This is a genomic window from Streptomyces sp. NPDC048257 (assembly GCF_043201855.1).
Lineage (GTDB): Bacteria > Actinomycetota > Actinomycetes > Streptomycetales > Streptomycetaceae > Streptomyces.
The window spans coordinates 608395-633846 of record NZ_JBICZI010000001.1; the positions used below are offsets into that span (position 1 = coordinate 608395).

Genomic DNA, 25452 nt, shown 5'->3' on the forward strand with positions numbered 1-25452 from the left:
CGGGGTGTCCCGGGGTTCCTCGTTTAGGGCTGGGCTCTGCGGCGGGGGGGGGGGCGCGGGCCCCCCCGCCCCCGCCCGCGGGGGCGCCCCCCCCCGGGCCGGTACGGCCTCGGATGACGCGAAGGGTTCGCACACACACGGGTATCGACCGCTTCGGCCTGACAGGCCTCCGCGGCGGTGCTCGCCGTACCTCTCAGGGCTGTCCCGTAATCCCCGGCGGGCCCACGACGACAGCTACGGCACCTCGCTGCGTTGTCGGAACGCCCGAATACGCACAGTACGAGGACGCTCCTCCGCCTTGCGATGCACCGCATCTGACGCCGTGCGCTGATCCACCGGGGATTACGGGACAGCCCTTGGGCCGGCACCAGGCGTGACGGCCTCGTCACCCCTCGCGCCCTCCGCAAATCTGCACATCGTGTCCGCGATCTCGACAGGCGACCTCCCCCACTCCTCAAAATGACGGGTATGTCCCATCCATTTTTTGATGGTTTGTCCCGTTTAGTTCCGTGTAAGCAACGCACGGGCCGTATCTGTTACTCGATCTCGTGAAGAAGTCGCCACTATTCGGTGAATCAAGCTGCACGTCCCTCGCCGGAGGCGCCCATCCGCCCGTGATGGGGAGTCAACGGGATTGGGTGCGTGCCCCGTTCACGTGCTTTCATCGAGCGCATCGCAGCAATCAGGCACCGCGGCCGACATTCGGGCCGCCGGCTGCCGCAGCGGTGAATTCCTCCCCCCAATGAAAGGTGCGCGCCATGCGTAACGACATCGAGACCCGTGAGATCGACGACACCGAGCTGGACGCCGTCTCCGGCGGCATCATCAGCGTGTCCGGCGGCCTGGCCGGCGCCGTGACCAGCGACGTCAACAACGTCGTGGGCGTCGTGGGCTCCCTCCACACCGTCCAGGCCGCGACGGGCATCGTGTCCCACGTCCCCGGCCTCGTCACGGGCATCACCGGCGTCTCGGTGAACGCCGGTCGCGCCGGTCTCTGATCCGGATATCCCGGTGAACCCCGGAGCGTCCCCCACGGCTCCGGGGTTCTCGGCTGTCCCCGTGCCCCACCGATACGAATGCAGTTGAAGGAATAGTCCGTGCAGTTTCGCCAAAAGGCTCTTTCCAAGCTGCAATCGCCCGAAGAACTCGACCTGCCCGTTCGCTTTGCCCGCCCGCAGGGGCGACTCGTCCTGGCCGTCACGGTCATCGTCATGGCAGCCGCGGGCTTCTGGGCCTTCACGGGCACCGTGTCGTCCAAGCTGAGCGCACCCGGCATCCTCACCCGGGCCGGGGGCAGTTACGTGCTGCAGACGCCGGTCGCGGGACAGGTGACCGGAGTCCTTGCCGAGGAGGGCCAGTTGCTGGCCGCCGGTGCGCCCCTGCTCAACGTCCGTACGGAGCAGGGGGAACGGCCCGTGCGCGTGGTGACCGGCGGCCGGTTGACGACGCTGGTGGCCAAGGTGGGTTCGGTCGTCGCCACGGGTGCGGACGTGGCCACCGTGGAACGTGTGAAGGATCCGGAGGACCCGCTGGTGGCCGTGCTGTACGTGCCGGGCGGCAGTGGCTCGGCGATCCCCGTGGGCGCCGCGGTCGACCTGAGCCTCCAGTCCGTCCCGCAGCACCGGTTCGGCATGCTGCGCGGGCGCGTCACGGAGGTCGGCCGTGCACCCCTGACGCAGGCGCAGATCGGCGGCTTCCTCGGCGACGGCGGGCTCGCCGAACAGTTCTCCCGCCACGGCAGCCCGGTGGCCGTGGTCGTACGGCTCGAGCGCTCCGCCTCCACCCCGTCCGGCTACCGGTGGTCCTCCGCGGACGGGCCTCCGTACGCCGTCGACTCCAGGACGCCGGTGACCGGAGCCGTCCACCTCGCCGCGCAGCGCCCGGTCGACTGGCTGCTGCCGTGACCGCGCCGAAGACCGGGGCACCGCAGCAGGTACCGCACCTCCCGCCCGCCGGACGCCGGCGCCACCGCCCCGAGCCGAAGGGCGGCACTCGCCGCAGGCCCGTACCCACGTCCACATCATTGCCCAGGGGCCGAACCCCCCGCCCCGTACGCACCCCCACCGTGCTGCAGATGGAGGCGGTGGAGTGCGGCGCCGCCGCCCTGGCCATGGTGCTCGGCCACCACGGCCGCTTCGTCCCGCTCGAAGAACTGCGCATCGCGTGCGGCGTCTCCCGCGACGGCTCCCGCGCCAGCAACCTCCTCAAGGCGGCCCGTGGGTACGGGCTGAAGGCCAAGGGCATGCAGATGGACCTGGCCGCGCTCGCCGGTGTGCGCGGCCCGGCCGTCCTCTTCTGGGAGTTCAACCACTACGTCGTCTACGAGGGCATGGCGCGGCGGTTCGGCCGCAGGGGCGTGTACGTCAACGACCCCGGCAAGGGCCGCCGGTTCGTCCCCATGGACGAGTTCGACACCAGCTTCACCGGTGTCGTCCTCACCTTCGAGCCCGGTGACGGCTTCCGCTGCGGTGGCCGCAGGCCGGGCATCCTCGGCACCATGCCGTCACGACTGCGGGGCACTTCGGGCACCATGGCCGCCGCCGTGGTCTCCAGCCTCCTGCTGGTCGCGGTCGGTGCGTCGGTGCCGGCCCTGAGCCGTACGTACATCGACATGTTTCTCATCGGGGAGCAGACGTCCCTGCTGGGCGTGCTGTTCGCCTCGATGGCCGTCGCCCTCGTACTCACCGCGACCCTCACCGCGCTGCTGCAGGCCAATCTGCTGCGCGGGCGCATCATCGCGTCGACCCTGGGCAGTGCCCGCTTCTTCCGGCACCTGCTCAGGCTTCCGGTCGCCTTCTACTCCCAGCGCAACCCGGCCGACCTGGTCCAGCGCCTGCAGTCCAACGACGCGGTCGCCGAGACCCTCGCCCGTGACCTGTCCGCCGCGGGCGTCGACGCCGTGGTGGTCGTGCTCTACGCCGTGCTGCTGTGGACCTACGATCCACAGCTCACGCTCGTCGGCGTGGCGGTGGCGCTGCTCAACGTGATCGCCCTGCGGATCGCGATCCGGCTGAGGGCCACCGGTACCCAGAAGCTGCGCGCCGAGAGCGCCCGGCTGACCAACACGTCGTACAGCGGACTCCAGCTCATGGAGACGATGAAGGCCACGGGCGGCGAGAACGGCTTCTTCCGCCGCTGGGCCGGACAGCACGCGGTCACCCTCGACGTACAGCAGCGGCTCGGCGTGCCCAGCGCGTGGCTGGCGATCGTCGCGCCCACGCTGGCGGCGTTCAACAGCGCGCTGATCCTGACGATCGGCGGCCTGCGGGCGGTCGAGGGCCACCTCACCGTGGGCCTGCTCGTCGCCTTCCAGGCCCTGGTGACCAGCTTCACCGCGCCGATCTCCCGGCTGGGCGGGGTCGCCGGCAGGATCCAGGACTTCGCGGCCGACGTCGCCCGCCTGGGAGACGTAGAGAACTTTCCGGTCGACCCGGTCTACGCCCGGCGCGAGCCCGCCGCCTCCACCCGGCGCCTCAAGGGGCACGTGGAGCTGGACCGCATCACCTTCGGCTACAGCCCGCTGGACGCCCCGCTGTTCGAGGACTTCTCGCTCTCGGTCGGGCCCGGGCAGCAGGTCGCGCTCGTCGGCGGATCCGGGAGCGGCAAGTCCACCGTCTCCCGGCTGATCTCCGGCCTGCACACCCCCTGGGCCGGGGCCATCCGCATCGACGGGATGCGGCTGGAGGACATCCCGCGCGGCGCGCTGGCCGCTTCCGTCTCCTTCGTCGACCAGGACGTCTTCCTCTTCGAAGGCACCGTCCGCGACAACGTCGCGCTGTGGGACCCCTCCATTCCCGACGAGGCCGTCGTCGCCGCCCTCGAGGACGCCGCCGTGCACGAGGTGGTGGCCCGCCGCCCCGGCGGCATCCACAGCCGCGTCGAGCAGGACGGCCGCAACTTCTCCGGCGGCCAGCGCCAGCGCCTGGAGATCGCACGGGCGCTGGTGCGCCGCCCCAGCGTCATGGTGCTCGACGAGGTGACCAGCGCCCTGGACGCGGTGACCGAACAGATCATCATCGACAACCTGCGCCGCCGCGGCTGTGCCTGCGTGGTCATCGCCCACCGGCTGAGCACCGTGCGCGACAGCGACGAGATCGTCGTGCTCGACCGGGGCACGGTGGTGGAACGCGGTCGGCACGAGCACCTGGTCGCCGCGCAGGGCCCGTACGCCTCGTTGGTCAAGGAGCATTGAGGTGACACGAGCGCACCACACCACTGCCACCACCGCCGCCGCGACCGCTGCGAGCGCCGCCGCGAGCCCCGCCGACCCGGTCGTCGCGGCCCTCGGGGCACTGGGTACGCCCGTCGACTGCACGGGCGTACGCAGCCTGTCCCTGGAAGGCCCGCTCGTCCTGTGGCTGGTCGTACAGGGCGAGCTGGACCTGTTCGCCGTGGACGCCGCGCAGGCCGGGCACTGGCACTTCCTGGGCCGGCTGGAGCCGGGCACGCTGCTGCTCGGTCCGGCCGAGGGCCCCGATCACACCCTGGTCGGCAGGCCCCTGCAGGGGTGCCGGCTGCGCCGCATCGCACTGCGGGAGCTGTACCGCCCGGAGTACCCGGAGCACCCCGAGTACCCGGAGTACGCAGACCGGTTCCACGGCGGACCGTGGTACGCCGGTGAAGGGCAGTACGGCGCCGACGCCGCAGGACGGCCGAGCCCTCTCGAGGACGCCTTCGCGCGCGGCATCGGCCGCGGTCTGCGCGTGCTCTACCAGGCTCCGCTGGACGGCGTCGCCACCACCGGGCACGGCGGAGCCGACGACGACATCCTGTGGATGCAGATCACTCCCGGCAGCGTGCAGTACGGCGCCGTGTACGAGGCGGAGGCGGTGGGCACCCTCCTCGTCGACGCGGCGATGTGGCAGGGCATGGTCGACCAGCAGTACCGGCTGCTGTACGCCCTGGACGGCTGGATCGAGCAGCTCGAGCGCGCGCACGAGGACCGCACGGCCGCCGGGATCGAGGCGGGCCGGGAGGCCCGTACCCAGGCGGACCGGACACTGCTGGCGTCCATCGTCCGTTCCGGTCGGGGTCCCCACCGGAGCGGGAACGCCGACGCGACCTTCGCCGCGTGCCGCGTCGTCGCCGGAGCGGCCGGCATCGCCCTGTCCCCACCGGCCGAGGCCGGCACCCCGTCCGGGCAGCTGGATCCCGTCGAACGCATCGCGCTCGCCTCGCGGATCCGCACCCGCGTGGTCAGGCTCAGCGGGCGCTGGTGGCGGGAGAACAGCGGGCCGTTGGTGGGCCGCCGAGAGAAGGACGGCACGCCGGTCGCCCTGCTGTGGCGGCGCGGCGGCTACGAGGCGGTCGACCCCGGCACCGGCGGGCGCGAGCGCGTCGGGAGGTCCAACGAGGCCGCCTTCGAACCGCGCGCCGTCATGCTCTACCGCCCCCTGCCCGACGGGCGGGTGGGCCTGCCCGCGCTGCTCCGCTTCAGCGTGCGCGGCACCTTCCCCGAGCTGCGCAGCCTGATGCTGGGCGGGCTGGTCTCGGTGGTCCTGGCCGCACTGGTGCCGATCGGTACCGGCCAGGTCCTCGGCCGGTACGTCCCGCAGGCCGAGAACGGCCTCATCGTGCAGACCGGGCTGGCACTGATCGCGGCCGGCATCGTGTCGGCCGTGTTCATGCTGCTGCAGAACACCTCCCTGCTGCGCATGGAGGGCCGTATCGAGGCCACCTTGCAGCCGGCGGTGTGGGACCGGCTGCTGCGGCTGCCGACGAAGTTCTTCGCAGGCCGCTCGACCGGCGAACTGGCCGGCGCGGCCATGGGCATCAGCGCCATCCGGCGCGTGCTGTCCGGTATCGGCCCGGTCTGCGTCCAGGCGTGCACGGTCGGCGTGGTGAACCTCGTGCTGCTGCTCTTCTACAGCGTGCCGCTGGCGCTGGCGGCGCTGGCCATGCTGGTCGTCATCGCGGGGGTCTTCCTGGGTCTGGGGCTGTGGCAGCTCCGCTACGAGCGCCGGCTGAACAAACTCGGCCTCCGGCTGGGCAACCAGGCCTTCCAGACCCTGCGCGGTCTGCCCAAGCTCCGCGTCGCCGCGGCCGAGAGCTTCGCGTACGCAGCCTGGGCACGGGAGTTCGCCCGTACCCGCGACCTGCAGCAGCGCATCGGCCGGATACAGAACGTCATCACGGTCCTCGGGGCCGTCTACCTGCCGCTGTGCACGCTCGTGATGTTCGTTCTGCTGGCCGGTCCCGCACGCGGCACCATGGCCGCCAGTGAGTTCCTCACCTTCAGCACCGCGCTGACGATGCTGCTGTCTTCGGTCACGCAGCTGACCGGGGCGCTCATCTCCGCCGCCGCGGTGCTGCCGATGTTCGAGCAGATCGAACCGGTACTGCGGGCCACCCCCGAGGTGGGCGGTTCCAGTACCCAACCCGGTGAGCTGACCGGTGCCCTCGAAGCCAAGAACCTGTCCTACCGCTATGCCGACGACGGCCCGCTCGTGCTCGAAGACGTCAGCCTCCGGGTCGGGCCGGGCGAGTTCGTCGCGATCGTCGGAGCCAGCGGCTGTGGCAAGTCGACACTGCTGCGGATGCTCATCGGCTTCGACAGGCCCGTCTCGGGCAGCGTGCTCTACGACGGCCAGGACCTGGCGGCGCTCGACCAGACGGCCGTGCGCCGCCAGTGCGGCGTCGTCCTGCAGAACGCCGCGCCCCTCACCGGCTCGATCCTCGACTGCATCCGCGGAGCCGGGACGTTCTCGCTCGAGGAGGCGTGGGAGGCCGCCGCGATGGCGGGCCTGGCGGAGGACATCAAGGCCATGCCGATGGGCATGCACACCATCCTGTCCGACGGCGGCGGCACCGTCTCGGGTGGCCAGCGCCAGCGGCTGATGATCGCCCAGGCCCTCATCCGCAAACCGCGCATCCTGTTCTTCGACGAGGCCACCAGCGCGCTGGACAACCAGGCCCAGCGCATGGTCACCGAATCCACCCGCGCCCTGCGGGCCACCCGCCTCGTGATCGCCCACCGTCTCTCCACGGTCATGGACGCCGACCGCGTGATCGTCATGTCGGACGGCCGGGTCGTCCAGCAGGGCCCCCCGGCCGAACTCCTCGCCGACCCGACCGGCCTCTTCCACGCCCTGGTCCGCCGCCAGCTGCGCTGACCGACGGGGCCTTAGCCGAGGCCCGCCGGCGTCTCCTCCCCCGCGGTCCACCAGACGCCCAGCCGCTGGCGGACCAGGAGCCAGCCCCCCTCGGGGTCCCGGCGGAAGTCCCAGTCGTACGGACCGCCCATGGAATGGGGCGAAGAGCTCTGCCCGCTCCCCGTCACGGCGACGAACCACATGTACCCGACGCCCGTCGCCCGGTCCTCCTCCACCTGGAAGTCCATGTTCAGGATGTGGTGCTGCATGCTCGGGAAGTGCGCCTCCGCCGCCTCCACCCTCGCCCGGACCGCCTCCCTCCCGTGGGTCTCTCCCCACGGCCCGAACTCCAGCACCGCGTCCTCGGCCCAGCACTCGATCCAGGTCCGCCAGTCCTTGCGGTCGAGCGCCCGCCAACCGCGGATCATGAGCCGCCGCAGCGCCTCCTTGTCCTCCAGGACCCGCAGTCGGCGCAGCAGGTCCTCGTACGTCCCGGCGGTCACTGCGCACTCGCGGCAGGACGTACGACGATCTCGTTGACGTCGACCTCGGCCGGCTGTGCGACGGCGTACGCGATGGCCTCGGCGATCGCGGACGCCGGCAGCGCCACGGCGCGATAGGCCTTCATGGCCTCCCTGGCGGCAGGATCCGAGATCCCTTCGGCCAGCTCGGACTCGGTCACGCCCGGAGAGACCACGGTGACCCGGACCGAGCCGTCCGACTCCTGGCGCAGCCCTTCGGATATGGCGCGGACGGCGAACTTGGTGGCGCAGTAGACAGCCGCGGTGGGCGACACCTCGTACGCACCGACGGAGGCGACGGTCACGAAGTGCCCGCCGCCCTGGAGCCGCATCACGGGCAGGGCGGCGGCGATCCCGTGCAGCACGCCCCGCACGTTCACGTCGATCATGCGGTCCCACTCGTCGACCTTCAGCGCGTCCAGCGGCGAGAGCGGCATCACCCCGGCGTTGTTGACCATCACGTCCATGCGGCCGTAGTGCTCCCGGGCCGCGGCCACGAAGGCCCGTACGTCGGCGGCGTCGGTGACGTCCAGCCGCTGGAAGGCCGCGGCGCCGCCTGCCTCGTTGATCTCCCGGCTGAGCGCGTCGAGCCGATCGGTGCGCCGCGCGCCCAGGAACACCCGGTGGCCGTGGGCAGCGAGCCGCCGAGCCGTCTCCTCCCCGATCCCGCTGCTCGCTCCGGTGATGGCCACGACCTTGGATTCGTTCCTCATACCTGCCCTGCTCCTCGTTGGAAGCGGATGACTTCCGCCCCACCGAGTCTGGGCGAACCGCAGCCGGCCAACCAGGACGCGTCACACCCTGGCAGCGCGCCTCCCCACGCCCTAGGAATGCCTTCTCAGATGCCGTCGTGGGGCTGTCCGGTGAAGACCACGGACACGCTGCCGAGCCACAGCAGGTCACGGGCCCGGGTCATCGCCACGAAGAGCCGGCTGCGCAGCAGTTCCGCACGCTCCCGGGCCGTCTCCGGCGTTCCCGTACCGGCCGGCGTCCCGGACGGGAAAACCGCGTCGTGCTGGGGCAGGAAGACGTTCTTGAACTCCAGGCCCTTGGCCCTGCGATAGGTGCCCAGCTTCACCGCGTCGACCGCACGGCCGTCGTAGTGCTCCAACTGGCACACCCGGATGCCCACTTGGGTGAGCAGCCGCTGGTAGTGGCCGATGGCGCGCAGGGAAGGGCACAGCAGGGCGGTGTCGGCGAGCGCGCCCTCGGGCAGGGACCGCAGGGCGTCCAGAAGTTCCCCGTCGTGGGCCTCCACCGTGGGCCTGGTGACGCGTACGACGTCCCCGTCGTGGTAGGTGAGGTCGACGTCGCGGCGCCCCGGGGTGCGCATGCCGTCGAGGTCCTCGAAGGCGTCGTCGGCCACGACGGTGAGCGCCGCGTCCAGGATCTGCTTGCTGTTCCGGTAGTTGGTGCGCAGCACCTGTCCGCGGTCGCCGCGGATGTCGATGCCCGCGTCGGTGAGCCGGAATCCGCCCGGGTACACGGTCTGCTGGCCGTCGCCGACGAGGAGCAGACCGTTGGGGACATCACCGACGAGCGCGTGCAGGAGGCGCACGCCGACGAGCGTGAGGTCCTGGACCTCGTCCACGATGACGGCCGCGTACGGCGGCCGCTCGCGCCGGCGTGACGCTTCGGCCAGGGCGAGGGAGAGGACGTCGTTGAAGTCGTGGACGCCGCGCTCGCCGCGCAGTGCTTCGTACGCCTCGTACAGCTCCCACACCGACTGTCGGTGCGTACGGTTCAGGCTCGCCTTCCGCCGCCGCCTGGGGAGGGTCGCGTACTCCTCGAAGCGGGTGAGGCCCCGCCCCTTGATGACGTAGTCGATCTCCTCGTGCCAGTAGGTGGGGGCCGGGTCGAGCTCGGCCAGTCGGCTCTCGCGGCCGACGTTCTTCCAGGCGAGGCTGAAGGCTGTCTCGGCCGTGTCACCGTGCAGCCGTACCGGTACTCCCCGCTCCTGAAGGAATTCCTGTGCCCAGGAGTGGAGGCTGCGGAAGTCCACTCGGTCGGCGACGGCCGGGGGCCATGGTCCTGAGGAAGGTGCTCTGCACACGGGGCAGGTTGTTGGCGAAGGTGACGTACAGGATGCGGCCGGTCGTCCGCCGGGCCAGGTGGGCCGCACGGTGCAGGGCGACGACCGTCTTGCCGGTACCCGCCGGTCCGCTGATGCGGGCCGGACCCGACCAGTTGCGCCGCACCAGTGCCACCTGATCGGGGTGGAGGAAGGTCATCCACTGCTCGATCGGCGCCCGCATCGCCCCCTTCACGGCCGCGTCACGCAGCCCCTCCAGGTCGAACAGCCCGTCCGAGAGGCTCTGTCGGTGGTGCTCGGGCGCCGACGGCACCTGCTGGTCGACCGCCGACCCCGCGTAGTCCGGGAACACCCGCTCGAGATGATCGGCGATCGCCCGGACCGACTCCCCGCGCAGCCTGTGCGGCTGCGACAGCAGCACGGGGCCGATCTCCTGTTCGCCCAGGAGCCGTATCCGGCCGAGGCTCGCGTCGGAACTCCGCCCGGGGAACACCATGAGCGGCTGGACCGCCACGGGTGACATCCCGAGCGACGCCACTGCGCTCTCGGCGGCCTTCGTGGCGGCGAGCAGCCTGGCCTCGTGTCCGTCCCTCGGTTCTGCGCCGTCCGTGACGTCGACGACGAAGACACCGCCGGGCCCCACCAGCAGCATGTCCGCGTCCGCGGTGCTCGTCCCGGACCATCGCCGGTCGACGAGCAACCGCCAGCCGCGCGCGGTCAGTACCAACAGCTGGGCGAGGACCCGCTGTTCGCCCGCGCCGACCGCGTCCCACCGCAGGGCCTGCCGGCGGGCGGCCTGCCACTGCTCCCGGAGTAACCGCTCCTGCCGCCGCGCATTCTGCGCCCGCTGCGATGCCGCCCCGCCTGTCCCCATGCCGAGCCCCCTCGTACGCGGAATAGCGATCATAGGGCGGAACACCACCGTGACGGCAGGGCGCATACCGAGCCGTCCTGCCTAGTCCTGCCAGTAGAACAGCAGTGTGTGGACGTCCAACGGGTCGCGGCTGCCGAAGTAGTACACCCCGAGGCCGGTGACCCGGATCGAGCCGACGGCGTCGTCGATCCAGCGGAAGCCGGCCGATTCGAGGGCGCGGCGCACCTGCGGATGGTCGTCGTGGTCGGCGGCGAACCGGCCGAGCGTGCTGATGTGCACCTCGCCGCCGCTGTCGCCGTATCCGATCACGTCGTACGTACCGTCCCCCTGCCGGTGGGCGTCTCCGCAGGAGACCGGCGGCCGTGGCGCGAGGCCCGCGGCGGTGAGCGCGGCCGTGGCCCGGAGCAGCCGCTCGGCCGGGTCGGAAGCCGAGGGCGGCTCCGTGCACAGTGCTTCGATCCGCCACCGCGGATCGCTCCGCTCCTGGCACCAGGGCCCGTACTCGTGGACGATCGCCGCGCGCAGCTCCTCGTCGAGGCCGGTCACCTCGACGCGGGGCCGCCCCAGCTCCTCGTACAGCCGCCGGGTCTCGGCGACGTCATCGGTCGAACGATGCAGCGCGTACAGGGCCCACAGCTTCGCCTCCTCGGTCGGCGCCCCGGCGAGGTAGCCGCGGAGCCGTTCGGGGTCGGTCAGGAGCTCCTGGGCGCGGTACGCGACTCCCCGGTCGGGGTCCGCGAGCGCACCGGTGACGTCCTCGCCGGCGCGGTCCCGCATCCGGACGCTGATGGAGCGGTCCTCGGGGCGGTCCGCGCCGAGTTCGGCCAGCACCGCCTCGAACCCGTACCGTGCGGCCAGTCCGTCCAGCGCCGCCTCGCCGATCTCCCGCCGGTGGCGCCACGGACCGAAGGCGAGCGTGGCCAAAGCACCCGCCGCCGTCAGGTCGCCGAGCGCGCCGCGGGCTCCCAGGACCGCCTCGGCCATGCCGTACGCGCTGTCCTGCTGCCGGTCCTCGTGCCGCAGCCAGGGCAGCAGCTCGGGGCGGTCCGCGAGCAGGGCGAGCAGTGCCTTGCGCACTTCGCTCACATCACCGGTGTCGTGGACGCAGGCGATCAACTCGGCCACGCGCCGCTCCGGCACCCGTCCGGCCAGCGCCTCCACGCAGGCCCGGCGGCGCCACCACGGCTGTGCCGCGTCGGCCGCGCAGGTCACGAGGGCGTCCGCGTCGTACGCACGCAGGCCCGCGGTGTCGGTCCGCCCTGCTTCCGGGCTCAGCATCTTGATCGTCTTCGGCATCCCGGGATGCTACTCGGTGGCGCCGGGCGAGCTCCGCTCGATATCGGCCGGGTGATCGTGCCGGCCTCGGCGGCGCGAACGCGTGCCGGACACTGCTCATGGACTGCTGTGGTCGACCAGGGCGTAGAGGCCTGACACCTCGGCGCCGCGGCGGCGCTTGGCCTCGATGGCCGTCATGCCCGCGTGCAGGGCGGTCGTGCCGTGGGCGTAGGCGTCCTCGACGGGCAGGTAGTACATGAGGTTGAAGTACAGGTGGGGCGCCGGGTGCCGGCGGTCGAGGGCGACCGCGCGGATCCACGTCGTGGTCCCGTAGTGGTAGTAGAGGCAGAAGCCGATCATCCGGTGGTCGTCGTAGGCGGCCACCACACGCGCTTCGCTGCCCATCGCCGTGGCCTGCCGTTTCAGCAGACCGGTCATCGCGTCGATGCCGTCCCGGTCGTGCCCGTGGCCCTGCTGGTGTCCGGCGAGGAGGACTCCGGCGTCCTCGAAGCAGTCCGCGAGTACCTGTCGGCGTACGTCGAGGGCGGCCGCGGCGAAGTCGCGGCGTTCGCGGCGTACGCCGACGCGGCGCTGCGAGGGCAGGGAGGAGACGTAGTCGTCGATGCCCGTCCCGGGGAGGGGGATGAGGGCGTCGTCCTCCAGCCGGAGGGCGGGCTCCGGGTAGAGGGGGGCGAGCCGGGTGGCGACCGGGGCGGTGAGGTAGGGCCACCAGTGCGTCGTGTCGTGGTGCTCGGCGAAGCGGCGGGCGGCGTCCCGGAGGAGGGGGAGGCAGGCGTCCCGCCGGCCGGGGCCCAGGCCGGGGGCGGTGAGCGGGGTGTTGTGGTAGCCGCGCCGCGCGCCCGCGATCACGCGGGGCCGCAGGTGCGGGGGCAGTACGGTTTCGGGCTGGTAGCTGTCGTTCGGTTCGTCCCGCACCAGGTAGAGGGGGGCGGCGGCGAGCAAGGTGCCTTCGAGGTCCCGTACGAGCGCGTACGCACAGGTGGCGGTGGGGTCTTCCTCTTCGCCGGCGAGCCATCGGTGGGAGAGGTAGAGGCCGGCCGGCCGGGCCAGGTGCTCCCACGCGGCGGCGGGGACCTCGTGGATGGACTCGATGATGCGCGTGATCAACGGGGATTCCTTCGGCGGTGGCGGTTGGGGGCTCTGAGGGCGGGCGCGGCGAGTACGGCGATCAGGCAGGCGGCGGCTTCGACTCCCCACGGGAGGAGGGGGCCGGCCTCCAGCAGCAGGGTGAACAGGGCGGGAGCGGCGACCATGCCGACGGCCCACGAGAACTGGTACAGGCCCTGTGTGAAGCCCCCGGCCGCCTGGGGGGTGAGGCTCACGGACAGTTCGCTGAGCGCCGGGCCGAGGAGGATCTCCGCCACGCTGAACAGGGCGATCGCCACGATGAGGGCCGCCCAGGCGGTGGAGGCGGCCACGGGCAGCGCGGGCAGCGCGAACGTCCCCATCCCCACGGTCATGATCAGGTATCCGGCGGCCACGGCGCGGCGGGGGGCCTTGGGCGCCACATGCGCGGTGATGACCGTCGAACACGCGGAGACGATCACGGTGTTGATGACGAACAGCATGCTCGCCGCCGAGGCGGGGAGCCCCAGCGCGCGGGTGGTGTAGACGGCGACGAGGACGGCGAGGACGGCCTGCGCCAGGACGTAGGGGAGGTTGACCGCCACGAGCAGGAGGTAGCGGCGGGTGTGGTCGGCCCGGGTCACCAGGCCACCCGGCGGTGTGCCGTCCGGTTCCGGTGGGGTGGTGGTGAGGGCGGCGAAGCAGGCCGCGGCCAGGAGGTAGGTGGCCGCATCGACCGCGAGCATCCAGCGCAGCGAGCCGTTCCCGAACACGGTCAGGGCACCCGCCGCGGCGGCGGACCCGGCGGCGAGCCCGATGTTGCGCAGCGAGCCGGTGAACGCGAACCATGATCGGCGTTCGCCGGCTCGGGTGACGTGCGTGATCAGGGTGCGCTGCGCGGTGAAGTACATGTTGATGCCGGCCTGTACGAGCACGTACACACCGGCGATGTGCCACGGCTCGCGGGCGAGCAGGAACAGCGCGAACCCGGCGGCGGAGAGGATGTTCGCCCACACCACGACGCGTTTCGGGCCGACGCGGTCCATGAGGCGTCCGGCGAGGAACGTGACGGGCAGGGCGAGGGCCTGTCCCACCGTCATCGCCGCGCCCACCTGCGCCAGGGGCAGGCCCTGGACGTCGGTGAAGTACAGCAGCCCCAGCGGCAGGAGCATGCCGTTGCCGACGGAGTCGATCAGGTTGCCGGTGATGAAGAGGCCGTGCCCGCGCAGTACGGGCAGGCCGAGGCGGTCCGCCGCGGTGCGCGGGCGGCGGGTGCCGGGGGCCGCGCTCACCGTTTCAGCAGGGAGCTGATCTTGCCCATGACATCGGCCGCGGGGAAGCCGGTCGCCTCGTGCAGCTCCGTCAGGGCTTTCACGGTCCGGTCCTCCTCGCCTTCGGCGAGGGTGATCACGACGATGTCTCCGTGGGAGGCGCCGTCGATGACCAACTCGTGCGCGGTGACCACCCGGACGCGTCGGCGGAGTTCGGCCACCACCGCCGGCGGCATGCCGTCCCCGGCGAGGAATTCGATCGCCCAGCCGGTCCGTTGTGCCGTGCCTCCGGTGACGGGGAGGCCGCGGGCCATGCGGGCGAGGGAGGTGTAGGTGTTGGTGCCGGACGCGGCGCACGAGAGGGTGGTGGCGCCGCCGACGCGCGGGTTGACCTCCAGGACCACGAACCGGCCGCCGGTGTAGATCATGTCGACGTTCACCGACCCGTGTACTCCCAGGCCGCCGCAGAAGTCCACCAGGGCGCGGGCCACTTCTGCGAACGCGGCGTCCGCCTCCTCGTGGGGTCCGCACCAGCGCAGGTCGGCGAAGGTGAACACCGGCTCCGCCCCGGCGCGTCCGGTCCAGCACAGGGGAAGGACCTGGTAGGAGCCGGGGCGCCCGACGATGTCCACGCTGCACAGGTCGCCTTCGACGACCTGTTCCACCACCGCGGACACCGCTGCCGGGGTCGTCTTCGGGCCGGGTCCGAGATCGGCGTCGAGGGGGCCATCGAGGTAGGCATCGAGGTCGGCGGGTGAGCGCAGGGCGCGGATCCCCATGCTGGTCGAGTCCCATACGGGCTTCGACATCAGCGGGTAGCCGATCCGTTCGGCCCGCACGCGCAGCGCATCCCGGTAGCCGGGCACCGCAAGACCCCGCCCCGCCAGCAGATCGGAGTCGACACGGAACCCGTCGGGCACCAGCAGCCCGGCGTGCCTGCAGAGTTGCTTGGTCTCCCACTTGTCCACCAGCAGCATCGTCGCCGCGAGGGAAGTCATGACCGTCGGGATGCCCACGGCGTCCAGGAAGGCCCTGGCCGCGGCGTCACGCAACGCGTTCTCGCACGGCAGTGAGATCGACACCGCCGCATCCGCCCCCCAGGCGGCGACGGCGTCCGCGAGCTCCCGCGGCGTCACCCCGCGATCGAGTCGTTCCCGGTAGCCGGGGAAGTCGTCGTCACCGGCGGTGCCGCTGGTGTGGAACAGCCCGGCCTCGATCCCGTCGGCCGCGAGCCCGCGTACGGCCTGCTGGATGTAGGGGTCGGCGCGCTGGATGCGTACCGACCGTAAGAACGCGATCTTCCGCACCGGCTTCAGCCCACTTCCACTCGGGACCGGGCGACCACCCGGTCGGCCAGCCCGCGCGCCTGGTCAGCCGTTTCCGCACGGGCCACGACGTGCCCGATCCGGCAGGTCGAATCCGCCGGCTCCGGCACCGCCTCCCCGGGCCGCAGATGCACCTCGCTGTGGGTACCGGGCAGGTCCGGGATGGCCACCCGTCGCAGCACCCCGCCGTGCTCCGGCAGCAGGAAGCGGATCGACGCCGCGTCCGTACGGGAGGGGACGGTGTCGGGCACCAGGCCGAGCACGGCCTGGAGGTGGGCCACGGCTTCGCTGACGCCCGTCGCGGCCTCGACGATCTCGCAGAGGTTGTCCCCCGGCAGGCGGGCGCCGGTCTCGATCACGTACGGCGTCTGCGTGCCCGGCGGGATCTTCACCTCCGTATGCGCGATCCCGTGGCGGACGCCGACGGCGAGCGCCGCCCGCGCCGCGGTGTGCTGCACCTTCCTGACCAGCGGCGCGGGCAGACCGGAGGGGCAGGTGTGCCCGGTCTCGACGCGGTACCGGCCCTCGGTGGTGTCCTTCGCGACGACGGGCAGGGGATAGGCCACCCCGCCCACGACCACCGTGTCGCAGGAGTACTCCCCCCCTGGGATGTACTCCTGCAGCAGGGCCCGCGTGTCGAGCTTCAGGCCGTGCGGGTGGGCGTGCGTGTACTGCTGGGCCGCACCGACCGCGTCGGCGAGCCGGTCCGGGCCGTCGACCACGGACACGCCCCACGAGCCGCCCTGCTCCGCGGGCTTCACCACCAGCGGCCACCCCAGTTCGCGCGCCTGTGCCGCTCGGTGCGCCTCGGCGGCATCGTGCGCGACAGCCCAGCGGGGGGCGGGGATCCCGGCGTCCGCGAACGCCTCACCCATCAGGATCTTGTTCCTGGCCGCCCGCGCGAGCCGGGGGTCGTTTCCGGGCAGGCCGATCCGCTCGGCGAGCAGCGCGGCGAGCGGGGTGAACAGCTCGAAGCAGGGGGCGACACCGGCGATGGCGTGCTGCCGGCAGAAGGCGTCCATGTCCCCCAGGGCCCTCGGGGTGTCGGTCAGATCTGTCGCGCACACCCCGGCGAGGGCGGCCCGCAGCCAGTCCGGGTAGCCGTCGTGGACGTCCTTGTGGGTGGCCGCGTACAGGCGCACACCCAGCCGGTCGGCTGCCTCGACGAGGAAACGTCCCGCGTTCCCCATCGGCTCGATCACCAGCACTCCCGGCCCGCGCGGGCCCGCCCCGATTGTCATTCCCCCAGCAAAGCCGTGGGACGGGCGTGGCGGCTATCGGCCTGACAAACGAAAACAACTCGCCGCACAGCATGTCTCTTTGGAGCAATCACCAATGAACTGACCAGTAAGCAGTGGATATTTGGTGCGCCCACCCGATGGAATCGGACAAGCGTCCCGTGGTCGGATCGCCAGGCTAGGTAAACCCGCGCCCGGAACCCGTACGGGAAGGCCACACCGTGACCAGCAGCCTGCACCGGCAGCTCGCCGACCACATTGACCAGGGCGTCATTCCGCCCTACCAGTACTCGTACCCGCCCCGCTCCACGTACCGTCCCCTCCCGGAGGGCAAGTGGACCGTCCCCGACGTGTGGGCGATGGATCTCGCCAACTACCAGGTCCCCGAGCTCAACCTCTACCTGCACGTCCCCTTCTGCGACCGCAAATGCGGCTTCTGCAACCTCTACACCATCATCAGCACGGACGAGGACGTCTACGACGCCTACACCGACGCCCTCTGTACGCAGATCCGCGATCACGCGGAGATCATCCAGGCCCGGCGTTTACGCACCATCTACATCGGCGGCGGCACCCCCGCCCTGCTCAAACCCCGCCACTTCGAGCAGATCTTCACCACCATCGGCGAGATCTACCCCAACTGGCGCTCCACGGCCGAGGAAGTCGCCGTGGAAGCCACCCCGTCCTCGATCGCCGACGCGCCCGACGAGTTCAAGGCCCTCATCGACATGGGCCTCACCCGCGCCAACGTAGGCATCCAGTCCCTCGTCCCGCGCGAGATCCGCGAAGCCGGCCGCGGCGGCGAGGACGAGGACGTCATCCGCCGCGCCGTCCGCACCGCCCACGAGCTCGGCCTGCCGGACCTGTCCACCGACCTGATCATGGGCTTCGCGGGACAGACCCCCGAGACCTGGCGCCAGAGCGTGGACGAGCTGGCCGCACTCCGGCCCACCACCATCAGCACCTACTTCCTCACGGTGCGGCCGGACGCCTGGTTCTCCAAGACCGGCGCGTACCAGTACATGTGGCAGCCCGAGCTGTACGAGCGCTACGACTACGCCCGCAAGGTCTTCCTGGACCACGGCTACGTCCAGGAGGGCTCCGTCCGGTACAAGAAGCCCGGTCGCGGCGGCTACGCCCAGAAGGTGCTCACCTTCCACGGCGTGCCGCTGCTCGGCCTCGGTGTCGGCGCCCGCTCGTACACCAGCGTGCTCGACTACATGTGCGGCAGCGTGAAGCCCTCGGCGGCCGAGGTCGCCGACTACATCACGAGGGCCAAGAACCACGAGCTCGCGCCCGTCACCGGCTTCGAACTGACCGGCGAGGAGATCGTCCGCAAGCGCCTCGTCCTCGACACGTTCGACCTCGACCTCACGGAGCTCGACCGCTTCGGCTACCAGAAGCACGCCGCCGAGTTCGAACCCGTCCTCGATGCGGCCGAGTCGAACGGGCTCGTCCACCGCCTCGGCCGGCGCGTCCAGCTGACCCCCAAGGGCTTCAAGTACCGCGACGTGCTGTCCTGGATGTTCTACTCCGGGTCCGTCAAGGAGCTCGACCGCGAGTACTACGAGAACCTGCACGCGGCGAACAAGCGCGCCCGGAAGAACATGGGGGCGACACCGGTACGGATCACCGGCATCGACCTGCGCGAGCGCGAGGGAGCCGCGTGAGCGATCTGTACCTCGCGGCGGGCGGCGGAGGAGACCCCGTCGGGACCCTCATCGCCGCCCGCGCCCTCACGGCGGACCCGGCGCATCCGGCGGACCCGGGTCATCCGGCGGGCCCGGCCCACCCGGATGACCCGGCACACCCGGCGCTGATCGCCACCTACGCGTGGGAGCGCCCCGAGGTCGACCCGACCTCCAGCCCCCTCGGGGAACGGGACTTCGACGGGCTCGTTCACGAGGGCGGGGGCAGCGGGGACGGGGGTAGCAGGGGCGGGGGTAGCAGGGGCGGCGGCTTCGCAGCCTTCGCGCCGGCCACCCGCGCCCGCCTGCCGGCAGGATCCACCATGCCCGCCCTCGCCAGGGACCTGCCGGCCCGGCTGCTGCTCCTCGACCCCGCCCAGGGACTCTCCTCCCTGTCACGGCAGATCGAATCCATGGCCAAGGCCGCAGGCGGCCGGATCCACATCGTCGACATCGGCGGCGACATCCTGACCCACGGGAACGAGCCCGGGCTGTGCAGCCCGTTCGGGGACGCCCTCAGCCTCGCCGCCTGCCAGCTCACCGGCATCCCCACCACCGTCCACATCGCGGGGCCCGGCCTCGACGGAGAGATCGGTGAACGGCCCCTCCTCGAACGCCTCGCCACGAGCGTCCCCCTCGTCCCGGACCGGGACGCGGCAGCGGCGGCCGGCCGTGCACTGGCCTGGCACCCTTCCGAGGCGTCCGCCCTGTGGGCCGCCGCCATCCATGGCGCCCGCGGCACCGTACGCGCCGTCAACAACGTCGTCCACCTCACGGATGTCTCCCCCCGGCTGTACCCCCTGCCGCTCGGGGAGGCCATCGGCCACAACCCGGTCGCCCGGGCCCTCGTCGACGAGCAACCGGCAACCCTGGCTGCCGCCGCCGACCTCTCCCACCGGCTCACCGGCATTCCCGGACTGGAGAGCGAACGCACCCGAACGCCCCGGCAGGAACCGCCCGCCGGGGGCATCGCCCTCCTCGACCGGGACGTGGCCATGAAGACGCTCCGCGAAGCGGCCGACGGAGCCGATCACATCACCCTCCGCCACGCCGCCCGTACCCTCGGCCTCACCTGGACGGACATCCCGGCCCTCCGAGCCGTCCTCACCGCGGACACCCCGCTCCTGCGGCTCACCTGACCAAGGACGAGGACGGGGCACCGACGGCCGGGGACGAGGTGACCGAGCACCCCCGCGAGCGGGCGGCGACTGAGCAGTCTCGGCCTGCGCCCCCGCCTGTCGGCGCCGCGTTCGGGCGGGGCGCGCGCCAGAGTGGGGGCATGAACGCAGACGACAGGAACATTCTGGCCCGGGGGCGCGTGGCGACCCGGCTGCCGGCGCGGGATCTGGATCGGGCGCGGCGTTTCTATGCCGAGACGCTCGGGCTGGAACCCGTGGACGAGCGGCCGGGTGGGCTGCTGTACCGGTGTGGAGGCACTGACTTCGCCCTGTTCGCGTCGACGGGGGCCTCGGCCGGCACCTTCACGCAGATGGGGTGGGAGGTCGACGACCTCCAGGCCGTCGTGACCGAACTCAGGCGGCGCGGCGTGGCCTTCGAGGAGGTCGACGTACCCGGCTTCCGGACGAACGAGGACGGGATCGCCGACATCCAGGGGAACTACCCGAGCAAGGGCGCGCGGGGCGAGCGCGCCGCATGGTTCCGTGACAGCGAGGGGAACCTGCTGGGTATCGGCGAACCCGTCGTATGACCTCCGGGGGCGGCCCGGCCGCCAGTCGGCAGGGCCCGGGCGCGGGGTGGCTTCAGTCGCCGCTTCCGGCACCGCGGTCGGGTGCGCTCATGTCCCCCGTGGCGGGCGTGCCGTCGGCGAGGCCGTAGCGCAGGTACACGGCGCCCTTCGGGCCGGCTGCCGGGGGCGCGAGGAGCGTGAGGTTGGTGGGCACCGCGCCGTCGTCGAACACCTTCTTCCCGACACCGAGCACGATCGGGTGCAGCCAGAGGTCGAGACGGTCGAAGAGCTTCTCGCGCAGGAGGCTCTGCACGAAGTTCAGGCTGCCGACGACCTTCACGTGCTCGTGCCGGTCGCGGATCTCACGCACCGCGTCGGCGAGGTCCGGGCCGAGCTGGGTGGACCCGGCCCACGAGAGGTCCGGCTTGCCGCGGGAGGCCACGTACTTCGGGACGCTGTTGAAGAGCGTGGCGATCTCGTTGTCCTCGCCGCCTTCCTGGTGAGGCCAGTAGGCCGCGAAGATGTCGTACGTCCGCCGGCCGAGCAGGAGGGCGTCCGTGCCCTCGTACGCGGCACCGACCTGCGCCCCGGCGACCTCGTCCAGCAGCGGCGCCTGCCAGCCGCCGAACGGAAACCCCACCGGGTCCTCGTCGGGACCGCCGGGCGCCTGCCCGACGAGGTCGAGGGTCGCGAACATCTCGATGTGGATGAGGCCCATGGCTTGCTCCCGATGATGTGGGTTGTCTCCGTCATAGAGATAGACCTGCGGATGTCCACAAACTCATCGCCGCGCCGGAGCCCGGTTTCAAAAACGAACGGCGCGGGCCGCGCTCCGTCACCGAAAGGCATGTGCACCTCACGCAGTGCTTCCTCGCGCCCCACCGGTTTCCTGCCCGAGATGCCCAGCACCGGATTCGGTACTAGCGTCGCTAAGTGAGAACCGCAACTGCGGGGAACACACTCAGCCCGCAGTAGGTGCGCCCAAGCACCAGGCTTGAGGAATGGCGCGTCGGCCCGGAGGCCCGCAGCCCGAACGGGCGGCGTTGACACAGGGGGAACGCGCATACGCATCCATGCGGTCAGCCACGCAACCCGCGCTGCACCCCTTGCGCGAGAGGGCGGTTCCCATGACGCCCCCGAATGCGTGGCACGACAACGACAAGAAGGGTTCGAAATCATGCAAGCACTGAGAGTGAAGCGACTCTTCGCGGTGTCCGCCATCGGTGTTCTGATGGCAGGTGGCGCCGCCCTCGGAGCTGCAGGTACGGCCTCGGCGGCAACCCCCACCCACTCGGCCACCTACGTCACCGGCGGCAGCTGGGACGACGACGACCACGGGTACGGCGGCCGCGGGTACGGCGGCCACGGCGGGTACGGCGGCCACGGCGGGTACGGCGGCCACGGGTACGGCGGCCACGGCCACGGCAACTACGACAACGATGACCGCTGGGGCGGAGGCCACGACGACGACTGCTGACCGCGCATTCTGCACGGAGGGGCCGACGGCCGGGCCACCGGGCGCCGGCTCATCCGTGGGTGAACGGAGGCAGCCAGGGAGCAGTCAGCGGGACGCCACGAAGGCGGGCGCGGCGGCGGGGACACGGTTCTGGTGAGCACCACAGCCGGGCCCTCCGCTGAGCGTGGTTCTCAGCTCCGCGCTTGTGCTTCGATCAGGAACCGCGGCGGTCGAACACCGTGAATCCGCCTGCGTTTCCGATGTGCTGATCGAGTCGGCGCAGCTCCGCTTCCTGCGCAGAGGGCTCGAATTCCGGGAACTGCCGGGGGACGGCGGGCACTTGAAAGATCACCGCGCCGATGTCGTGGAAGGTGCAGGGGATCGTCTCCTCTCGCGCCGTGGTCACGCGAAGGCCCACCTCTTCCGGCGCCTGTGCCGCGACGCCCAGGGTCCAACGGTCGGGATCGACTGGTGAGGGGATGCCGAGGGTCTCGTTCAGTTGCAACTGGTTGCGGCTGCCCACCTGCTGGGTGAGGCGCGGGCATGCCGTTCGTCGTCCCAGGAAGGACCCTCACCGTGCACCCGGCCCTTCAGCCAACTGAAGTCCCAGCCAGACATGGTGGCCCGTTGGGCTTCCGCGACGTGCTTCCCGTAGTTGCGGCTCTCGAGGATGCGATCACGGCTTGCCAGGTGTGAACTGGAAGGTGAGCGGAAGGTGTTGGTGACCGCGCAACCATGTGCCGCTGTCCCGGCAAGACGGCGAATGCATGCGGTGAGTGCGTCGTGCGCGTCTCTCCCATCCATGCGTTGATCCGATGCTGGAGGACGCCGGAGACCGGGTGCTACCACCGAATGGTGGACAGAGTGGCGATGGACCGTGCAGTGGTGCTGATCGGCGTGAGCAGATCGGGAGGGTTGCCCGCGTTACAGGCTGTCGCCAAGGGCCTGGACGCCATGCATATGTGGGTGAAACGGCAGAGCATACCCACGGAGCGCTGCCAAGTCCTCTCCGACGAGGACGGCATCCCAGTACACGAGTCCGACGTGTTCGATGCCGTGAAGAGGTACGTGGAGCTTCACACGATCGAGCAGCTGATCATATATTTCAGTGGTCATGGAGTGAACAACAACGGCAGCGAGTACTGGCTGCTCTCCGATGCGCCGGGCAACCCGAACGAAGCCGTCAACGTCGCGCGCAGTATGCGGCTCGCCGAGCGATGCGGCATCCCTCACGTCGTGCTGGTGTCGGATGCCTGCCGGACGGCGCCGGCCAGCATTCAGGCAGACGACGTGACCGGCTCAGCCATCTTTCCCAACCTTCCGGTGGGCGCCGTCGCTGTGAACGGTGACGTGGACATCTTCTACGCCTGCCGGCTCGGCGAGCCCTCCTATGAGATCGCCGACCCTGCAGAGTCGAGCCGTTCCTACCGAGCCCTCTACACGGAAGTCCTTGCGGAAGCCCTCGACGGCGCGTACGGGTACCTGCGTGAGCGCGTCACCGACGACGCCGAGGCGTACGACGTGGTTCGCCCCTACCCTTTGCGGAAAGCCCTGCCAGACCTCGTCAACCGCCGCATCATCGACCTGAAGGCGACGACGACCCTCATGCAGGAGCCCGATAGCAAGGTCTGTTCCGACCCGGATGCGGCCTGGCTCTCCCGGCTCTCCGTCCCTCTTCCCGATGGCCCTCCCGGCCCTCCTTCCGGACCGCTCTCCGGCCGCGGCGGCTCTCCTCCCCCCAGTGCCCCGCCGCCGGACCCCCGCCTTCCCAACCCCACCCACCACAAGGAAAGCTGGTGGCGATCGGTTCAGCTGCGTTGGTGGCGATGGCGTCTGCCTGACTTCCCCCCGGTTGTGTGGGGCGAGGGTGGCAGCGGCGACACCACGGATCGCCCCCCGCGCGACCCGGCGCGCGATGATGCCGAACGCGCGGTCCTCCTTCTCGACCGACCGCCGAATCTGGCGGGGGCCGAAGGAGCGCCGGCCGCCCTACGCGTATGCGGAACGAAGTTCAAGGGAGCGGAGGTGTCACACGGTGAGGTGCTTTCGGTTCACGCGGATGTCGTGCGGGTGTTCCCCGGCGGGTCCGGCCCCGTCACCGTCCTCGTCCGGCTCGGCTCCGGCCACTGCACGCTCGTACCTGCGTTCCCAGACCGGCTGGGCACCCTTACCGTCGAGAACAACCGACTGGTCGACGTCTCATACGTGGACGTGTCGTCCGGCTGGCCCGGCACGGATACGGGATACCGCCGCCGTCGCGCATGGATGGCCGCAGCCTCGCGGTACGGCCTCTCGTGGGAGGAGGAGATCAACGTGGGGGAACTGATGAAGTGGCACGAACGGTACGGTGCTGCCGACCCCTCGCTCGACGTGTACCTCGCCCACGCCCTGGCCGACCGTGGCCGCCGCGACCTGGTGAGCCTGCTCCTCGGGAAAGACCAGATCCCCTCTCTGTACGACGTCCTGCTGCTCGCGCGCGAGCGGACCGACCGGCCCGTCGTGCCTCCCATACCGCTCCTGGCTCGTGGCTGGGCACTGCTCAAGCCTGCTGAGGCGAAGCGCTCGCCCTCGCCACTGCCCTCGCACTGGACGCTCTTCCCAGCAGGAAGGCTGCCTCAGCTCCGAGAGCTTCTCGCCAAGGAAGGAGCGATGTGATGCGCAAGCTCGTACTGATCCATGGCCGCTCGCAGCAGTTGAAGGACGCAGCGAAGCTGAAGCAGGAATGGGTGGACGCGCTCCACGCCGGACTGCGGAGCGCTGACGCCGATCTGGACATACCAGACGAGCAGATCCGCTTCCCCTACTACGGTCAGACCCTCTACGAACTGGTGACGAACTCCACCGTCAAGGCAGCTGATGTGGTGGTCAAAGGGAATGTCAGTTCCGTTGAGCAGGACTTCATCGGCGCTGCCCTCAATGACGTGGTGGCGAGCGCGGGCATCTCCGAGGAGGACATCCTGGCCGCTGCGGAGGATCCCTCCCAGATCTCCAAAGACGTCCAGAACCTGCCATGGGTGCTGGCCGCCCTGCGCGCCATCGACCGCGTCCCGGGCCTGAGCGCCGTGAGCATCGCCCTAGCCACCCGCGATGTCTACCGGTACGTACGAAACCCCGGCATCCAAGTGGTCATCGAGGACGGGGTCCGCCAGGCTTTCACCGCGAGAAGAGAAGTGGAAGAGAGCGTTGTGGTGGCTCACTCGCTGGGTTCTGTGATCGCCTACAGCATGCTGAAGCGGGAGGGGAAGATGCACCAGTGGAAGGTGCCCGCACTCATCACCGTTGGCTCACCGCTCGGTATCAATGCCATCCATCGGCTCCTCTCGCCGATCGGCCGGCCCGACTGCCTGGGCGACTGGTACAACGCATACGACAACCAGGATGTCGTGGCCCTTCACCCATTGGACGACGTGTACTTCCCGGTGACCCCCGGCATCGAGAACTATGACCAGGTGAAGAACCCGACCCCGAACAAGCACGGCATCAGCGGCTATCTCGGCGATCCGATCGTAGCCCGCCGTATCCGGGACGCGCTCCTCGACGGAGCGCCCGGCTGATCTTCCGCAGCCGACCACACGGCAGGTGCAGGCCGTTCACGCGCAGAGCACGAGCCAGCTGGACCGGATCGTCGTGGATGAAGCCCACCGCGTTTCAGACCGGATCGGGAAGCCGTCGGCGTTCGTGCACGACGACACTCGCAGGCCCTTGCCGAACGCAGAGCCGCCGGCCCGTCGCGGGAGGGCAGGTAGGGAGTCGCGTCGTACCCCTGGCCGCTTTCCGAGGCCGAAGCGGCACTCGCGTCGTCGGCCGCTCCGGTCGGTTCCGTGGTCGCACCACCGAACGGCAGTCGGCTTCTGCCCGAGCGGCTCGGCCCGGAACCGCCGGACGGGCGTCCGGACGGGTGATGCGGG

At 70.9% G+C, this 25452-nt stretch carries 21 protein-coding genes; 10 read left to right on the forward strand and 11 right to left on the reverse strand.

All coding sequences use genetic code 11. The annotated features are described in order from the left end of the window. Window positions 1-758: 758 nt before the first annotated feature. The 4 genes from ACGFZK_RS02910 to ACGFZK_RS02925 all read left to right on the forward strand — a co-directional run bounded on the left by ACGFZK_RS02910 (window position 759) and on the right by ACGFZK_RS02925 (window position 7112). Window positions 759-998, forward strand: coding sequence for a hypothetical protein (locus tag ACGFZK_RS02910; RefSeq protein WP_393847035.1), 240 nt, complete (start codon window positions 759-761; stop codon window positions 996-998). Between the two features lie 99 nt (window positions 999-1097). Further along, the gene (locus tag ACGFZK_RS02915; protein WP_393847036.1) at window positions 1098-1904 is read left to right on the forward strand and encodes a hypothetical protein; all 807 of its coding nucleotides are present in this window, start codon (window positions 1098-1100) and stop codon (window positions 1902-1904) included. Next, window positions 1901-4192, forward strand: a complete 2292-nt coding sequence (locus ACGFZK_RS02920; protein WP_393847037.1) for an NHLP family bacteriocin export ABC transporter peptidase/permease/ATPase subunit — start codon at window positions 1901-1903, stop codon at window positions 4190-4192. The genes ACGFZK_RS02915 and ACGFZK_RS02920 overlap by 4 nt, the downstream gene beginning before the upstream one ends. Before the next feature lie 100 nt (window positions 4193-4292). Then, window positions 4293-7112, forward strand: coding sequence for an NHLP bacteriocin export ABC transporter permease/ATPase subunit (locus tag ACGFZK_RS02925; RefSeq protein ID WP_393847266.1), 2820 nt, complete (start codon window positions 4293-4295; stop codon window positions 7110-7112). 11 nt (window positions 7113-7123) lie between these two features. On the opposite strand, the gene ACGFZK_RS02930 is transcribed toward ACGFZK_RS02925, so the two are convergent. The 9 genes from ACGFZK_RS02930 to ACGFZK_RS02970 all read right to left on the reverse strand — a co-directional run bounded on the left by ACGFZK_RS02930 (window position 7124) and on the right by ACGFZK_RS02970 (window position 16716). Further along, a complete protein-coding gene (locus ACGFZK_RS02930) occupies window positions 7124-7594 on the reverse strand; it encodes a nuclear transport factor 2 family protein (protein WP_393847038.1) in 471 nt (156 codons plus the stop codon). Next, the gene (locus ACGFZK_RS02935; protein WP_393847039.1) at window positions 7591-8325 is read right to left on the reverse strand and encodes an SDR family oxidoreductase; all 735 of its coding nucleotides are present in this window, start codon (window positions 8323-8325) and stop codon (window positions 7591-7593) included. The genes ACGFZK_RS02930 and ACGFZK_RS02935 overlap by 4 nt, the downstream gene beginning before the upstream one ends. A 125-nt stretch (window positions 8326-8450) precedes the next feature. Continuing rightward, window positions 8451-9614, reverse strand: a complete 1164-nt coding sequence (locus ACGFZK_RS02940; protein WP_393847040.1) for a 3'-5' exonuclease — start codon at window positions 9612-9614, stop codon at window positions 8451-8453. Beyond that, on the reverse strand, window positions 9538-10518 hold the full coding sequence (locus ACGFZK_RS02945; protein ID WP_393847041.1) for an NERD domain-containing protein: 981 nt from the start codon (window positions 10516-10518) through the stop codon (window positions 9538-9540). Before ACGFZK_RS02945 ends, ACGFZK_RS02940 begins: the two co-directional genes overlap by 77 nt. An 81-nt stretch (window positions 10519-10599) precedes the next feature. Next, entirely contained in the window at window positions 10600-11814 is a 1215-nt protein-coding gene (locus ACGFZK_RS02950) for a hypothetical protein (RefSeq protein ID WP_393847042.1), read from the reverse strand. A gap of 96 nt (window positions 11815-11910) precedes the next feature. Further along, window positions 11911-12921 carry a peptidogalycan biosysnthesis protein gene (locus ACGFZK_RS02955; RefSeq protein ID WP_393847043.1) on the reverse strand — a complete coding sequence of 337 codons (1011 nt, stop codon included), beginning with the start codon at window positions 12919-12921 and terminating at the stop codon, window positions 11911-11913. Beyond that, complete coding sequence (locus ACGFZK_RS02960) at window positions 12918-14171, reverse strand: MFS transporter (RefSeq protein WP_393847044.1); 1254 nt, start codon at window positions 14169-14171, stop codon at window positions 12918-12920. The genes ACGFZK_RS02955 and ACGFZK_RS02960 overlap by 4 nt, the downstream gene beginning before the upstream one ends. Next, window positions 14168-15457, reverse strand: a complete 1290-nt coding sequence (locus tag ACGFZK_RS02965) for an acetyl-CoA carboxylase biotin carboxylase subunit family protein (RefSeq protein ID WP_393847045.1) — start codon at window positions 15455-15457, stop codon at window positions 14168-14170. Before ACGFZK_RS02965 ends, ACGFZK_RS02960 begins: the two co-directional genes overlap by 4 nt. Window positions 15458-15462: 5 nt before the next feature. Further along, window positions 15463-16716: an ATP-grasp domain-containing protein gene (locus ACGFZK_RS02970; RefSeq protein WP_393847046.1), complete on the reverse strand. Its 1254-nt coding sequence runs from the start codon at window positions 16714-16716 to the stop codon at window positions 15463-15465. A gap of 218 nt (window positions 16717-16934) precedes the next feature. Between ACGFZK_RS02970 and ACGFZK_RS02975 the strand changes: the two genes are divergently transcribed. From ACGFZK_RS02975 to ACGFZK_RS02985, 3 genes are all read left to right on the forward strand, one after another. Continuing rightward, the gene (locus ACGFZK_RS02975) at window positions 16935-18383 is read left to right on the forward strand and encodes a coproporphyrinogen-III oxidase family protein (protein WP_393847047.1); all 1449 of its coding nucleotides are present in this window, start codon (window positions 16935-16937) and stop codon (window positions 18381-18383) included. Beyond that, window positions 18380-19540, forward strand: coding sequence for a DUF1152 domain-containing protein (locus ACGFZK_RS02980; RefSeq protein ID WP_393847048.1), 1161 nt, complete (start codon window positions 18380-18382; stop codon window positions 19538-19540). Before ACGFZK_RS02975 ends, ACGFZK_RS02980 begins: the two co-directional genes overlap by 4 nt. A 140-nt stretch (window positions 19541-19680) precedes the next feature. Further along, on the forward strand, window positions 19681-20109 hold the full coding sequence (locus ACGFZK_RS02985; protein ID WP_393847049.1) for a VOC family protein: 429 nt from the start codon (window positions 19681-19683) through the stop codon (window positions 20107-20109). 52 nt (window positions 20110-20161) lie between these two features. Here the strand turns inward: ACGFZK_RS02985 and ACGFZK_RS02990 are convergent, their stop codons facing one another. Continuing rightward, complete coding sequence (locus ACGFZK_RS02990; protein ID WP_393847050.1) at window positions 20162-20806, reverse strand: dihydrofolate reductase family protein; 645 nt, start codon at window positions 20804-20806, stop codon at window positions 20162-20164. A 459-nt stretch (window positions 20807-21265) separates the two neighbouring features. Between ACGFZK_RS02990 and ACGFZK_RS02995 the strand changes: the two genes are divergently transcribed. Continuing rightward, on the forward strand, window positions 21266-21565 hold the full coding sequence (locus ACGFZK_RS02995) for a hypothetical protein (RefSeq protein WP_393847051.1): 300 nt from the start codon (window positions 21266-21268) through the stop codon (window positions 21563-21565). A gap of 193 nt (window positions 21566-21758) precedes the next feature. Here ACGFZK_RS02995 and ACGFZK_RS03000 read toward each other — a convergent pair whose 3' ends face one another. Then, window positions 21759-22067 carry a hypothetical protein gene (locus ACGFZK_RS03000; RefSeq protein WP_393847052.1) on the reverse strand — a complete coding sequence of 103 codons (309 nt, stop codon included), beginning with the start codon at window positions 22065-22067 and terminating at the stop codon, window positions 21759-21761. Window positions 22068-22396: 329 nt separating this feature from the next. On the opposite strand from ACGFZK_RS03000, the gene ACGFZK_RS03005 reads away from it, so the two are divergent. Then, window positions 22397-24199, forward strand: a complete 1803-nt coding sequence (locus ACGFZK_RS03005; RefSeq protein WP_393847053.1) for a caspase family protein — start codon at window positions 22397-22399, stop codon at window positions 24197-24199. After that, complete coding sequence (locus ACGFZK_RS03010; RefSeq protein ID WP_393847054.1) at window positions 24199-25098, forward strand: hypothetical protein; 900 nt, start codon at window positions 24199-24201, stop codon at window positions 25096-25098. The genes ACGFZK_RS03005 and ACGFZK_RS03010 overlap by 1 nt, the downstream gene beginning before the upstream one ends. The last annotated feature ends 354 nt before the right edge of the window (window positions 25099-25452 follow it).